Here is a 13,635-nt window from a genome sequence, read left to right on the forward strand (position 1 = left end):
TCCCTTTTATTGATAATTCTTGTATAATAAAGCATTAGAGTTGCCAAAAGGCAAATATGAGAAATGACAGGAAGGATAAATTAATGGGTGAAAAAAAGATAATGCTCGGTAATGCAGCGATCGCCAGAGGCGCATATGAAGCCGGTGTAAAGGTATCAGCAGCATATCCGGGTACTCCAAGTACAGAGATCAGTGAGAATATTGTAAAATATCCTGAGATATATGCAGAATGGTCTCCAAATGAAAAAGTTGCAACAGAGGTTGCGATCGGAGCATCATTTGCCGGTGTCCGTTCAATCGTATCAATGAAACATGTAGGTGTGAATGTAGCTTCAGATCCATTATTTACAGCAGCATATACCGGTGTAAAGGGTGGTATGGTTTTAGTAGCAGCCGATGATCCGGGTATGTATTCATCACAGAATGAACAGGATTCCAGACTGGTAGCAAGGACAGCGATGATTCCGGTGTTTGAACCATCTGACAGTATGGAAGCAAAGGAGTTCACAAAGTATGCATTTGAATGCAGCGAGAAGTACGATACTCCGATCATGCTCCGTACAACAACCAGACTGGCACATTCACAGGGCGTTGTTGAATTAAATGACAGAGTAGAAGTAGAGGATAAGCCATACGAGAGAGACATTAAGAAGATGGTTATGATGCCGGGTAATGCGATCCCTCGTCATGTATTTGTAGAACAGAGATTAAAGGACATGGCAGCAGACGGTGCGGATATGCCGATCAATCGTGTAGAGATGAATGATACCAGCGTTGGTGTTATCACCAGCGGTATTCCATATCAGTACGTAAAGGAAGCAATGCCAAATGCCTCCGTATTAAAGCTTGGTATGGTAAATCCGCTTCCTAGAAAGTTGATCGAAGACTTTGCGGCAAAGGTTGATAAGCTGTATGTTATTGAGGAGTTAGAGCCTCATATCGAGACACAGGTAAGAGCCTGGGGCATCGATGCAGTAGGTAAGGAGCTTCTGACCGTTCAGGGTGAATACAGTGCAAATATGTTAAGAGAGAAGATCCTCGGCGAGAAGGTTGAGCAGGAAGAACCTGCAAAGGTTGCGCCTAGACCACCTATCCTTTGTCCGGGATGTCCGCATAGAAGTGTATTTTCAGTATTAAACGAACTGAAGATCCATGCAGCAGGAGATATCGGATGCTATACACTGGGAGCAGTTGCGCCGCTTAGCGTAATTGATACAACCGTATGTATGGGATCTTCCATTTCTACATTACATGGTATGGAAAAAGCAAAAGGAAAAGATTATATCAAGAACTGGGTTGCGGTTATCGGTGATTCCACATTCATGCATACAGGTGTAAACTCTCTGATGAACATGGTTTACAACAAGGGTACAGGAACCGTTATCATCCTTGATAACTCAACAACCGGTATGACAGGACATCAGGATCATGCAGCGACCGGTAAGACCTTGCAGGGTGAACCTACATATGCGATCAACATTTATAAATTGTGTAAGGCGATCGGTATTGACAGTGTACATGAGATCAATGCATTTGACATTGACGGTTTAAAGAAGCTGATCAAAGAGGAAGTTGCAAAGGATGAGATCTCTGTTATTATCACCAAGTCTCCTTGTGTTCTTTTAAAGACAACCAAGGTAACAGGTGTATGCAGAGCTATCCCGGAGAAATGTAAGAAGTGCGGTATGTGCTTAAAGCCGGGATGTCCGGCAGTTATCAAGCAGCCGGATGGAACGATCCAGATCGATGAGACCATGTGTAATGGTTGCGGACTGTGTATGAAGCGTTGTAAGTTTGATGCGATCGAAAAGGAGGAATTCTAATGGCTGTAAAGAATATTATGATAGTTGGTGTCGGTGGACAGGGAACTCTTCTTACAAGCCGTATCCTCGGTGGTATTACGACAGCAGCAGGTTATGATGTAAAGCTCTCCGAGGTTCATGGTATGAGCCAGAGAGGCGGTAGTGTTGTTACATATGTAAGATATGGTGAGAAGGTTGCGGAACCGATTGTAGAAGAAGGTCATGCAGATGTTCTGATCGCATTTGAGAAGCTGGAAGCTATGCGTTATGCTCATTTTCTGAAGAAGGATGGCGTAATTATTGCAAATGATCAGAGAATCGATCCGATCACGGTTGTAACCGGTCAGGCAGAATATCCGGATCACATCTTAGAGACATTATCAGAGAAGCATAAGGTGATCTCGATCGATGCGATGGCAGAGGCAAAGAAGCTGGGCAATCCAAAGGTATTCAATACGATCATAATCGGTGTTGCCGCAAAGCATATGGATTTTGACCATGACAAATGGGTTGAGGTCATCAAGGCAACAGTTCCTCCAAAGACTGTTGAGATGAATCTGAAAGCATTTGAAGTTGGTTATGCATTATAATAAAAAATATAGATACAGATCAAACCAAGGATGCCTCCTGTTCAAAAGACAGGAGGTATCTTTGTGTCAGCTGGCGTTTGTATAGTAAATGTCGCTGACTACTTTAACCGGAAGATACGAAAATCAACCTGATTAATGAGAAAAATCCAACGTCAAAATTGGTAAATGTTACATTATGTATAGGTTTTCATCTGTAAAATGTGTTTTTTTAGGTATTTTTGACAAAAAAGAGTGGACGATACAGAGGATATAGTGTAAAATCATCTATGTGAGTGTTTTCACATGGGAAAGGAAAACTGAGGGCTATTTAAGGAGAATTCGTGATGAACGATACAATCACTGTTAATATCAGCAAAAAATGGCAGATGTTGTTATGGAAGGTATTTCTGACGTTAGCGTGTATATTCATGGTTGTTGAATTGATCATGTGTATGACGAATATAGGAAATGATAAGGCAGATCTCGGGATGTCCGGTGGAGCATATATTACATTATATGTTGTAGTGCCATTTCTGATATATGCAGCAGCATTGACAGGAACGCTGGTCGCTTTAAAGAAGAATAAATTAACCGATAATGGTGCAGACTGGCTGGTTTCCCTGATGATGTTTACAGTGTTGGCAGTACCTGCATTTGAACATTACAATTCGATCATTCTGGTGCTGATGCCAACGATCGCTATCGTGATCACGGCTATCTTTGCGAATCAGAATATTACGATCGTGATCGCACTTCTTGCATCGGCAAGTCTTATCATCAATGAGATTCATCTGCATCATTTATATGACTGGACACAGATGCGGTTCAGTGGATATGTTGTTACATCATTTGTATTGGTATTTATACTGACCTTTGTAACGTGCTTACTGAATATGCATACGAAGGAACTGATGGAATCCATCGGCAATTTCACAGTTCGTCAGATGAGTCTTATGACAGAGCTTCGTAAAGATCCGCTGACAGGATTATATAACAGACGTTCCTTTGAGGAGAGTCTGGAGAAAGAAATCCTGCAGACCGAGGAGACCGGTGAGAAAGCATATATTGCGATCTTTGATATCGACCATTTCAAGAATGTAAATGATACATACGGACACAGCAATGGTGATGTGGTTATCAAGGCTCTTTGTAAGATGCTGAAGGAGAAATCAAAAGACTATGGTCTTGCATTCCGTTACGGTGGAGAGGAATTTGTTATATTGTTCAGCAACATTGAACTGCCAAAGGTGATCAATGTCGTAGAGGATGTAAGAACAGAATTCCGATGCTACTACTTCCAGTTCATGAATAACAGTGGAATCACCTGTAGCTGTGGTGTTGCGGAATATTCCAAAGGAGAGAGTGCAAAGGCATGGTTCAATCGGGCAGATAATTCGCTGTATCAGGCGAAGGAAGCCGGACGTAACCGTACGGTTGTAAGTGAATAAGATAATTAAAAAGATGCAATCCGTAATTTAAAAAATGATATCAAAAAAACAGAGAAATTGGTACTATAAGTATACCGGTTTCTCTATTTTTTTGCGAATTTTCAAGTTGGTATAAAAAAATATAAAATTGGTATTGCAAAACCAGTTGATAGGTGGTATATTATATTTACAAAGTGGTTCACAAAAAGAACCACAAAAGGAGATGGAAAATGAAGAAGGATATGGAATATTATATTCAGGTTTCCGGTCGTATTATGAAAGATAATCTTGATAAGAGAAAGTCTCTTACCAAAAAGATATGCGACTGGTATCTGGATCAGGACAAAGAAGATATATGTCTGATCGCATCCGGATCGTCCCTGAATGCAGCATATGCAGCTCGACCGTTTCTTTTAAAATACAGTAAATTCGATATCAGTGTATTAAGTACAGTGGAATATCTGGATGTTTACCGGGAGAGAGAAAAGAACCGGTTTACGATTTTAATATCCCAGAGTGGCTGCAGTACAAACATAATAGAAATTATGAAGGAGCTAAATAAGGAGCATCAACCATTTGTTTTGTTAACCGGGAATGAAAATGGCAGTGCAAGCAGATACACGGATCGTCTTGTGGAGTATGGAGTTGGAAATGAAACCATTGATTATGTAACGCTTGGATATTCTACTTTGATCGAGTTCCTCATGCTTATGATATTGGAGATAGGTTTTCAAAAAAGAGAAATTAGTGATCAGAAATATGAAACTGCAGTAAGCCAGATCCGGAATGCTTGTGAAATGCAGGAGCTTTGCCTGATGCAGGCGAAAGAATTGGTACAAAAACGATATCAGGATCTGTTGTGTATGGAAAAAGCAATACTGGTCGGCGATGGAGCCAATCTGGCAACGGTCAGAGAGGGAGCGTTGAAATTTCAGGAAACTCTGAAAGTTCCGACGGTATATTATGAAAGCGAAGAATTTATACATGGACCGGATATGCAGCTTACTCCGGATTATTCGGTTTTCTTTATAGATTGTGGTAAAACCTCTGATCGACTGTATGATATTTATAAAGCAACATTGTTGATCACGGAGCACTGCTATATGATTACGGATCAGGTTCACGATAAACGAGATGGACAGATTCGGATACCATGCCGGCTTCCGGCAGAGATCACACCGTTATATACAGCTGCATTGTTTCAATATATAGCGGCTCATGTAACAAAGGAAAAAAATAATTTTACTTGTCATCCGCTGTTTTCCCGGATGGAACAGGCTGTTTCGCCAAAAACAGAAGACTATGACAGGATTATGAAAGAAAAGCTTGAAAGGAGCAGAAGGGAGGAGAACGGATGAGAAAATATGTTTTAGCAACACACGGAAAGATGGCCGAAGGAATGTTGACAACGATTGAAATGCTGGCAGGTGCACAGGAAAATCTGACCTGTATCAATGCTTATACAGATGAATGCCCGGATCCGCTTCCGGAATTAAAGAGAATTGTTGAAGCGGATTCAGAGGCAGAGATTGTGATAATGACAGATCTTTTAGGCGGAAGTGTGAATAATAATGCATCCGCATTATTGTCTGATCCAAGGATACATGTTGTTGCCGGTGTGAATCTGGCTGCAGTGATCGGTATCCTGCTGAGTGCAGAGGATCAGGATACGGCGTCTGTAATTGAGAGTGCGGTTGCAGAGGCTAAAGATATGATGGTTTATTGTAATACAGTAAATACAACGTATGATGATGAAGATTTTTAATCTGTGTATTAACAGAAAAGAAAGGAGAAGGTTTATATGATCAAATCAATTCGTGTTGATTATCGTCTCTTACATGGACAGGTAGCAGTATCATGGACAGCATCATTAGGGGCAGATTGCCTGCTACTGGTAAGTGACACGGTTAAAAATGATCCGCTGAGATTAAACGCACTAAAGATGGCGAAACCATCCGGAACAAAGGTTGTAGTAAAAAATACAGCGGAAGCTGTAGAGCATTGAAAAGCGGGGTAACTGATAAATATAAATTATTTATCATCTGTGAAACGGTAGAAATAGCCAAAGCAATCATTGAAGCTACAGGAGAAAAGACATTAAATATCGGCAACATTGCATACCATGAAAATGCAAAATTATATGGTAGAAGCGCATATATGGATGCAGCCGAGCTGGCTCTGGTAAAAGAGATGGTTGATGATGGCGTTGATGTATTTATTCAGATGATCCCGGCTGATAAAGTAATTAAATGCAAATCGCTGTTTTAACGGATGAATGGAGGGACAGATTATGATATTAAAAACAATACTTATTTTTCTGATCGGCCTGCTTGGTTATTCAGAATGGCTGCTTGGTACAAGCTGCCTGCAGCGACCGATCGTTCTTGGACCGTTAGTAGGTCTGGTAATGGGAAATCTTCCGGCCGGTATTATTATGGGGGCAACTATGGAACTTGCACTTGTAGGAGCCGTATCGATCGGTGCATATAATCCGCCGGATCTGATCGCAGGCACTGTGCTCGGTGTTTCACTTGCGATTCAGTCAGGAGGCGGAGCGGAAACAGCTTTAGTACTTGGTATTCCGATCGCAACCGTAATGCTTGCGGCAAATACCGGTATCTGCCAGCCGTTGATGCTTGTTATGATCCACAAATGTGACCGTGATGCTGAAAAAGGTAATATACGGGCATTTAACAGAGATTATCTGATCGCAGGATATCTTCAGAATCTTTTTGGTATTGTCTGCATCCCACTTGCATTTTATTTTGGCAGTGATGCAGTAACAGCACTTCTTGGTAAAATACCTGAATTTGTTCAGTCCGGTATGGATATAACAGCAGCACTGCTTCCTGCACTTGGTTTTGCAATGCTTGCACAGCAGATGATGAATCGCAAGGTTGCACCATTTTTCTTCCTTGGCTTTTTCCTGGTATCATACCTTGGAATATCCACAACAGGAGTTGCGATTTTTGCCGTACTTATTGTGATAATCGGAGTAACATTTGGCATATTCGGAGACAAGCAACAGGGGGCGGTACCGGTAGTTGAAACCGCAGATAACGGAGGTGATTTTGATGAGTTCTAAGATACATGCAGACTACGATAAGGTAGTTACGAAAAAAGATCTCACAAAGGTGTTTTTAAGAGAGATCACATATGAACATACATGGAATTATGAACGAATGGGAAATGTAGGATTTTGTTTTTCCATGTATCCGGTTTTAAAGAAACTATATCCGGATAAGAAGGATCTGGCAGCTGCTATGAAGCGTCATCTGACGTTATATCAGACCAGCCATTATCTTGCAACATTTCAGATGGGTATCACAGCCGCAATGGAAGAGGAAAATGCACAGGATGCAGATTTTGATACAGATTCGATTGGCGCAGTAAAAACAGCATTAATGGGACCTATAGCAGGAATCGGCGATTCTCTGTTCTGGGGCACGATCAAGGTAATCGCAACAGGAATTGGATGTTCACTTGCCTTGCAGGGGAACATTCTCGGACCTATTCTCTTCCTTTTGATCTTTAACATTCCGGCATATCTCTGCAGATGGTTTGGAGTATTCCTTGGATATAAAATGGGTCGTGAATCCATGGCAAAGATTGTTGAATCCGGTTTGATGAAGGTAGTTATGGAAGTAGCCTCTATCATGGGTATTATGGTAGTTGGCGGCATGACGATGGATATGACGTCGATTAATTTTATAACGCAGATTGGAAGCGGCGAAGAAGCAAGTACAATTCAGGATCTGTTAAATGGCATTGTCCCGGGCCTTCCGGTGCTGTTGCTATTTGGAGTTACTTATTGGTTATTGAAGAAGAAGGTTAATCCGTTGCTTATTATGTTGATCATGCTTGTACTTGGAATAGCAGGAGCATTCTTTGGCTTCCTTGGTTAAAAAGGAGGTAGTAGTAAGGTGAAAAAAATAGTAATTGATATGCATGTACATCCTGCATTTTTAGAGCCGGTATGCAAAACGGAATATCAGAATGAATTTGCAAAAAAGATGTATGGCTTATACAAGACGGATCAGATCCCGGTTGATGCACTGTTAACCTTGATGGATTGTTCCGGAGTGGATAAAGCGGTTTTGCTTCCACTGGATCTGACTACGGAATATGGAGGCATACTAGGAACAAATGACCAGGTAAAGGAATTGACAGCAACATATCCGGATCGTTTTATCGGATTTGCCAGTGTAGATCCTCACAGGCCGAATGCGACAGAGATACTTGAAACAGCATTTGCAGAGTATCATCTGGCAGGCCTGAAGCTTCATCCGTCAAAGCAGAAGTTCTATCCGGGAGATGAATACATGGAGCCGATATATCAGATATGCGAGAAGTATAATAAACCGATCGTGTTTCATTGCGGAATGTCGGTAGAGCCGGATACCTTATCTAAATATGCGAGGCCGGTTGAGTTTGAAGAAACAGCATACAGACATCCAAAGCTTCGAATCTGTCTTGCACATTGCGGATGGCCATGGGTGCAGGAAACTTGTATGCTGATGCTCAAATACAGAAATGTTTATGCGGATACAGCATTCCTGTATTTTGATACAGCCCCGGAGTTTTATCACAAGGTATTCGAAGTGGATATGGGACCGCACTGGATCGATCGAAGCTTCAGACATCAGATCATGTTTGGCTCTGATGATCCGCGGTTAGAGATGCGGAGAATGAAAAAGGCTATAGAAGCTATGGATATAAGAGAATCTACCAAGGATCTGATATTTGGACAGAACGCGATTGAGTTTCTGGGATTGGAGGTATGATGGTAACACATGGCAGTATAGAGGTGCTGACAAAAGAATATAACTGTCTGGTGAAAATTACAGATGATATCAGGCAGGTTGTAGAAAAAAGCAAAATCAGAAATGGAGTTGTATATGTTATAACAGCACATACGACAACAGGAATTGCAGTTAATGAAGGACTGGAGTGCCTGGAATATGATATTGGGCATCTGATGGAAAGACTTGTTCCTGAGGATGGAGAATATGCCCATGGAAGGCTGTTAGATACCTACGGTGCGATGGCAGGCAATCCGACCGGACATTTAAAAGCCCATCTGACCGGAAATCATTGTGTATTCCCGGTTATAGATGGAAAGCTGAAAAGTGGAAGTGCACAGGACATATATCTGTGTGAATATGATGGACCACAATATAGAACAATTTATATAACAATTATAGGGGAATAAAAAATAACAGGAGGAAAGAACTATGGCATTAAAAAAATTTGACGCAGAGAAATATTTAAAGGACGGAGCAAAGACATACTCATTAAGAGGAGAGGTTGAGGCATTGATTGACCGGATCACGGCAAAGGAATATGACAGCGTATGTATGCTTGGTATCGGTGGAACATGGGCAGAATGGTATCCGGTTGTAGAAGTAGCCAAGAAATATACAGATCTTCCAATCTATCTTGAAAATGCAGGTGAATTTCTGGTAAAAAATAAAAAACATATTACAGATAAGACTCTTGTATTTACCTCTTCTGCATCAGGCAATACTATGGAGATCTTGAAGGCAGTAAAATATTGTAAGGATCAGGGAATCAATGTATATGGATTTACAAAGGATGAGACAACTCCTTTAGCAAATCTGCTGACAGACCCGATTTATAATGCATGTGGTGACTGTGAGCATTCTTACTTATTATACTATTTTGTAATGCTCCGTATCTTAAAGAACAGAGGAGAATTTCCACATTATGACAGATGGGCAGATCAGATGGAAAATCTGTTTAAGGATCTCCTTGCGGTAAGAGAAAAATTTGAGCCAAGAGCGATCGAGATCGCAAAGACATATGCACATGAACCATATACAATGTTTACAGGCTCCGGTGTCCTTTGGGGTGAGACCTATCTCTTTACAATGTGTATCTTAGAGGAGATGCAGTGGGTTCGTACAAAGACTGTTTCATCTGCTGATTTCTTCCATGGACCATTGGAGTTAGTTGATGACAGAGTTCCGGTATTTGTAATAAAAGGTGAGGACGAATATCGACCATTAGATGAAAGAGTAGAACGATTTGTAAAAGAACATACAAAGAAAGCTGTTATTATTGATACCAAGGATTACATTCTGGATGGTATCGATGATGAGTTCCGAGTAATCTGCTCTCCGATGATCATTACCGCGATATTAACAGAACGACTTGCTATTCATTATGAGCAGAATACAGGACATAGTCTGGAATTCAGACGTTACTATCGTCAGTTTGAATATTAAAAAGGTCAGGCGGTTATTATGGTTGAATTCACATATGTAATTACAGATGAGCAGGGACTTCATGCCAGACCGGCTTCACAGTTTGTTATGGCTGCTGCAAAATGTAAGAGCACAGTATCCGTAACATTTGGATCCAGAACCGTAAACGCAAAAGGAGTTATGGCAGTTATGAGTCTGGGAGCAAAAAAAGGTCAAAAGATCCTGATAAAAGTAGAAGGTGAAAACGAGGCAGAAGATGCAGCAAACCTGAAAGCGTTCGTTCAGGAACATCTGTAAAAGGATCGGATTTTAAAGAGGTGACAATATGGTAATATTACAGGGTAAAAGTGTATTTGGCGGAGTTGCTATCGGGAAGATACAATTCTTTAAAAGGGACGAAATCCAGATAAAACGACGTCATGTCGATGATCCGGAGGCGGAAATACGCCGCTTCCGGACTGCAAAGGAAAAAGCACTTTCTGAATTGCAGCAGTTATATGACAAGGCACTTACTGATGTGGGAGAAGCAAATGCCATGATCTTTGAAGCACATCAGTTAATGCTTGAGGATCCGGATTATAATGATTCTGTAGAGAATATTATAAATACACAAAAGGTAAATGCTGAATATGCAATAGGTGTCACATCTGATAATTATGCAGCAATCTTTGAAGCGATGGATGATGCCTATATGCAGGGAAGGGCAGCAGATGTAAAGGATGTATCGAACAGGCTCCTTTCCCAGTTTGCAAAAAAACAGAATGCTTCATTTGAAATGACGGAGCAGGTAATCATCGCGGCAGATGATCTGGCACCAAGCGAGACTGTTCAGCTTGATAAAGATAAGGTGCTGGCATTTATTACAGTGGAAGGCTCGGCAAATTCCCATACAGCGATTCTTGCCAGAACCATGAATATTCCGGCTGTTATAGGAATCGGTGATACATTAACACCGAAATATGACGGAAGACTTGCAATCGTAGACGGTCAGGAAGGAAAGATCTATATTGATCCGGATGAAGAAATCCTTGTTGCCATGAGAAAAAAGCAAGCTGTCGAACAGGAACAGCGTGAGCTTCTGGAGACATTGAAGGGCAAAGAAAATGTAACCAGATCCGGGCAGAAGATTAACCTTTATGCCAATATTGCCAATGTATCAGATGTAGGAGCGGCACTCCGAAATGACGCCGGTGGTATCGGGTTATTCAGAAGCGAATTCTTATATCTGGAAAATGAAACTTATCCAACAGAGGAACAGCAGTTTGCAGCTTATAGACAGGTAGCGGAAATGATGGCCGGAAAAAGGGTGATCATCCGTACGTTGGATATCGGAGCAGATAAACAGGTTGGATATTTTAATCTGGAAAAAGAGGATAATCCGGCAATGGGGTTCCGTGCGATCAGGATATGTCTGACCAGACCCGAATTATTTAAGACCCAGCTTAGAGCTATTTTCAGAGCATCCGCGTATGGCCAGATTGCGATCATGTTTCCGATGATCATTTCGGTATCAGAGGTTCGTCGTATTAAAGAGATAATGGACGAGGTGAAGACCGGACTTCGTGCAGATGGAATAGCATTTTCCGATCAGATTGAAACCGGTATAATGATTGAGACTCCGGCTGCGGTTATGATCAGCAGAGAGTTGGCAAAGGAAGTGGATTTCTTTAGTGTCGGAACAAATGATCTGACGCAGTACACTCTGGCAATTGATCGCCAGAACCGGAATCTGGATTCCTTCTATGATTCACACCATCCGGCGGTGTTATCTATGATCCAAATGGCAGCAGAGAATGCTCATGCAGAAGGAAAGTGGATTGGAATATGCGGTGAACTTGCAGCCGATCTAAGTCTGACAGAAAGGTTTTTACAGATGAACATTGATGAGTTATCAGTTGCACCGGGTATGATACTTCCGTTAAGGAAAAAAATAAGAGAGTTATAAAAAGTATACAGAGACAGATCCGCACATGTACGGGTCTGTTTTTGGTCTTATAAACTGACATTTCCTGCTTGTTTGCGTTTGGAAAAGTTGCTATACTTAATAGAGTACAGGAGGGAGTTTGCCATGAAATTGATGAATAAAGATGAGTTTATTGCGTATGAATTAAAATTTTACTTTATGAAAAATAAACTGAAAGAAGGAGAAAAACTCCCATCTGAACGGGATCTGGCTGAACAGTTTGGGGTACAGAGAGCTACCGTCAGATCTGCATATAAATTATTAGAGGATGAAGGGATCATAGAATGCAGGGAACGGAGCGGCAACTACATAGCCCACAGAAGAATGATATCCAATCTTGACCGAATTCGATCATTCAGTGAAAAGCTGGAAAAGATGGGGGCACAAACAAGAAGCAGACTGTTGGCGTTTGAGCGTGTGGAAGTAGATAAGGAACTGAATAAAAGTATTAAGCTTCCGTTAGGAACTCCGTTATTCAAAATTACCCGTATCCGTATGGTCGTAGAAGAAGACAGGGCTGTTCCGATCACCATAGAATATTCATATATACCGGAAAGCAAGGCTCCTAAGCTGATGCGGTTTGATCTGGAAGATAATTCGTTATTTGATATTTTGATTCAGGAATATCATCATATTCCCAAAAAACAGGAATTAACAGTTGGAATTGTATATGCTGATGAAAATGAAGCCAAAGCCTTGAATGTTGACAAGCTGACTGCTCTTGTAAAAAAAGAGGGAATCACATATGACGAGAAAGGTGAGGTTATGGAATATCTGCAATCGGTGATCAATAAAGAATGGGTTGCATTTGAAAAAGAAGATCCTGTCATTAAGCAAAAGATGGAGGAGGTGCTCCATGGATTATAGAATGCCATTATATATTCAATTACAGGATTCTATTATCAAGAAAATAGATGAAAAAAAATATCTGCCGGGTGAAGCAATACCAAGTGAGAGAAAAATGGCGGAAGCCTATGGTGTGAACCGTATGACCGTAAAACGTGCGATCAGTAAGCTTGTAGAAGAAGGATATCTGGTTTGTAAACCGGGTTCTGGAACGTATGTTGCACAAAGAGATAAGAAAAAGATCGATCTGGATAATTCAAATGAAGCAGGAAATACCGGCATCACAGCGACGCTCCGTAAGGGTGGAATGGAGGTAAAAAATCGCCTTCTCGGGACCGGTGAGATCACAGGAAGTAAATATCTGGGATATAAGCTCGGAATTTCGGATGATGAGATGATATATGGAATTTACCGGGTACGATCAGAGGGTGATATACCATTTGCAGTGGAGTATACATATGTACCGAAAAAATATTTTGATGATCTGGATGAATTTGATTTCGCCAAAGTGTCTTTATATGATTATATGGAAGCAAAAGGACATATGCCATGCCATTTTGGACAGAAGCTGGTCATATGTGAGGCAAATGAACGGCTCGCAGAGCTGCTGCAGGTGGATCGTGGAACTGCGATTTATAAGATCAATTATCAGGGTGCGGATGCAGATTATAATATTGTAGAGTTTACCATGAGTTATCTGAATCCTGCTTATACAAAATTCCGATTTGATGTTGAGGTCTCTTAAAGGAAAGACATAAGCGTTTCTGTTACGGATCATATGGATCTTGTTATGCCGGCTTC

14 protein-coding genes and 1 pseudogene are annotated in these 13,635 nt (G+C 41.1%); all 15 read left to right on the forward strand.

The window, feature by feature from the left end:
- The first annotated feature begins 83 nt into the window (after positions 1 to 83).
- Positions 84 to 1,823: an indolepyruvate ferredoxin oxidoreductase subunit alpha gene (gene iorA / locus DXA07_RS11315; protein WP_021943606.1), complete on the forward strand. Its 1,740-nt coding sequence runs from the start codon at positions 84 to 86 to the stop codon at positions 1,821 to 1,823.
- The gene (locus DXA07_RS11320; RefSeq protein ID WP_117808707.1) at positions 1,823 to 2,392 is read left to right on the forward strand and encodes an indolepyruvate oxidoreductase subunit beta; all 570 of its coding nucleotides are present in this window, start codon (positions 1,823 to 1,825) and stop codon (positions 2,390 to 2,392) included. Before iorA ends, DXA07_RS11320 begins: the two co-directional genes overlap by 1 nt.
- Positions 2,393 to 2,715: 323 nt before the next feature.
- On the forward strand, positions 2,716 to 3,819 hold the full coding sequence (locus DXA07_RS11325; protein WP_117808706.1) for a GGDEF domain-containing protein: 1,104 nt from the start codon (positions 2,716 to 2,718) through the stop codon (positions 3,817 to 3,819).
- A gap of 209 nt (positions 3,820 to 4,028) precedes the next feature.
- On the forward strand, positions 4,029 to 5,156 hold the full coding sequence (locus DXA07_RS11330; RefSeq protein ID WP_117808705.1) for an SIS domain-containing protein: 1,128 nt from the start codon (positions 4,029 to 4,031) through the stop codon (positions 5,154 to 5,156).
- Positions 5,153 to 5,563, forward strand: coding sequence for a PTS mannose transporter subunit IIC (locus DXA07_RS11335; protein WP_117808704.1), 411 nt, complete (start codon positions 5,153 to 5,155; stop codon positions 5,561 to 5,563). The genes DXA07_RS11330 and DXA07_RS11335 overlap by 4 nt, the downstream gene beginning before the upstream one ends.
- 36 nt (positions 5,564 to 5,599) lie before the next feature.
- Positions 5,600 to 6,066, forward strand: a pseudogene (locus DXA07_RS11340) (PTS sugar transporter subunit IIB).
- Positions 6,067 to 6,088: 22 nt separating this feature from the next.
- Entirely contained in the window at positions 6,089 to 6,883 is a 795-nt protein-coding gene (locus DXA07_RS11345; RefSeq protein ID WP_173783667.1) for a PTS sugar transporter subunit IIC, read from the forward strand.
- Entirely contained in the window at positions 6,873 to 7,703 is an 831-nt protein-coding gene (locus tag DXA07_RS11350; RefSeq protein WP_117808702.1) for a PTS system mannose/fructose/sorbose family transporter subunit IID, read from the forward strand. Before DXA07_RS11345 ends, DXA07_RS11350 begins: the two co-directional genes overlap by 11 nt.
- An 18-nt stretch (positions 7,704 to 7,721) precedes the next feature.
- Positions 7,722 to 8,582, forward strand: a complete 861-nt coding sequence (locus tag DXA07_RS11355; RefSeq protein ID WP_347465475.1) for an amidohydrolase family protein — start codon at positions 7,722 to 7,724, stop codon at positions 8,580 to 8,582.
- A complete protein-coding gene (locus DXA07_RS11360) occupies positions 8,579 to 9,010 on the forward strand; it encodes a secondary thiamine-phosphate synthase enzyme YjbQ (protein WP_008401136.1) in 432 nt (143 codons plus the stop codon). The genes DXA07_RS11355 and DXA07_RS11360 overlap by 4 nt, the downstream gene beginning before the upstream one ends.
- A 22-nt stretch (positions 9,011 to 9,032) precedes the next feature.
- A complete protein-coding gene (locus tag DXA07_RS11365; RefSeq protein WP_118484676.1) occupies positions 9,033 to 10,046 on the forward strand; it encodes an SIS domain-containing protein in 1,014 nt (337 codons plus the stop codon).
- A gap of 18 nt (positions 10,047 to 10,064) precedes the next feature.
- Complete coding sequence (locus DXA07_RS11370) at positions 10,065 to 10,322, forward strand: HPr family phosphocarrier protein (RefSeq protein WP_021943614.1); 258 nt, start codon at positions 10,065 to 10,067, stop codon at positions 10,320 to 10,322.
- A gap of 28 nt (positions 10,323 to 10,350) precedes the next feature.
- The gene (gene ptsP / locus DXA07_RS11375) at positions 10,351 to 11,970 is read left to right on the forward strand and encodes a phosphoenolpyruvate--protein phosphotransferase (RefSeq protein WP_008401139.1); all 1,620 of its coding nucleotides are present in this window, start codon (positions 10,351 to 10,353) and stop codon (positions 11,968 to 11,970) included.
- Positions 11,971 to 12,093: 123 nt separating this feature from the next.
- Complete coding sequence (locus tag DXA07_RS11380; protein WP_118484678.1) at positions 12,094 to 12,855, forward strand: GntR family transcriptional regulator; 762 nt, start codon at positions 12,094 to 12,096, stop codon at positions 12,853 to 12,855.
- Positions 12,845 to 13,579, forward strand: a complete 735-nt coding sequence (locus DXA07_RS11385) for a GntR family transcriptional regulator (RefSeq protein ID WP_118484680.1) — start codon at positions 12,845 to 12,847, stop codon at positions 13,577 to 13,579. The genes DXA07_RS11380 and DXA07_RS11385 overlap by 11 nt, the downstream gene beginning before the upstream one ends.
- Positions 13,580 to 13,635 lie beyond the last annotated feature (56 nt).

This window comes from Clostridium sp. AM54-37XD (assembly GCF_003478225.1).
Classification (GTDB): Bacteria; Bacillota; Clostridia; order Lachnospirales; family Lachnospiraceae; genus Coprococcus; species Coprococcus ammoniilyticus.

Excerpts from the sequence above, each read along its gene's own strand:
- DXA07_RS11365 (WP_118484676.1), top strand. The coding sequence starts at position 9,033 with ATGGCATTAAAAAAATTTGACGCAGAGAAATATTTAAAGGACGGAGCA.
- DXA07_RS11350 (WP_117808702.1), top strand. The coding sequence starts at position 6,873 with ATGAGTTCTAAGATACATGCAGACTACGATAAGGTAGTTACGAAAAAA.
- ptsP (WP_008401139.1), top strand. The coding sequence starts at position 10,351 with ATGGTAATATTACAGGGTAAAAGTGTATTTGGCGGAGTTGCTATCGGG.
- DXA07_RS11330 (WP_117808705.1), top strand. The coding sequence starts at position 4,029 with ATGAAGAAGGATATGGAATATTATATTCAGGTTTCCGGTCGTATTATG.
- DXA07_RS11325 (WP_117808706.1), top strand. The coding sequence starts at position 2,716 with ATGAACGATACAATCACTGTTAATATCAGCAAAAAATGGCAGATGTTG.
- DXA07_RS11320 (WP_117808707.1), top strand. The coding sequence starts at position 1,823 with ATGGCTGTAAAGAATATTATGATAGTTGGTGTCGGTGGACAGGGAACT.
- DXA07_RS11360 (WP_008401136.1), top strand. The coding sequence starts at position 8,579 with ATGATGGTAACACATGGCAGTATAGAGGTGCTGACAAAAGAATATAAC.
- DXA07_RS11335 (WP_117808704.1), top strand. The coding sequence starts at position 5,153 with ATGAGAAAATATGTTTTAGCAACACACGGAAAGATGGCCGAAGGAATG.
- iorA (WP_021943606.1), top strand. The coding sequence starts at position 84 with ATGGGTGAAAAAAAGATAATGCTCGGTAATGCAGCGATCGCCAGAGGC.
- DXA07_RS11385 (WP_118484680.1), top strand. The coding sequence starts at position 12,845 with ATGGATTATAGAATGCCATTATATATTCAATTACAGGATTCTATTATC.
- DXA07_RS11370 (WP_021943614.1), top strand. The coding sequence starts at position 10,065 with ATGGTTGAATTCACATATGTAATTACAGATGAGCAGGGACTTCATGCC.
- DXA07_RS11345 (WP_173783667.1), top strand. The coding sequence starts at position 6,089 with ATGATATTAAAAACAATACTTATTTTTCTGATCGGCCTGCTTGGTTAT.
- DXA07_RS11380 (WP_118484678.1), top strand. The coding sequence starts at position 12,094 with ATGAAATTGATGAATAAAGATGAGTTTATTGCGTATGAATTAAAATTT.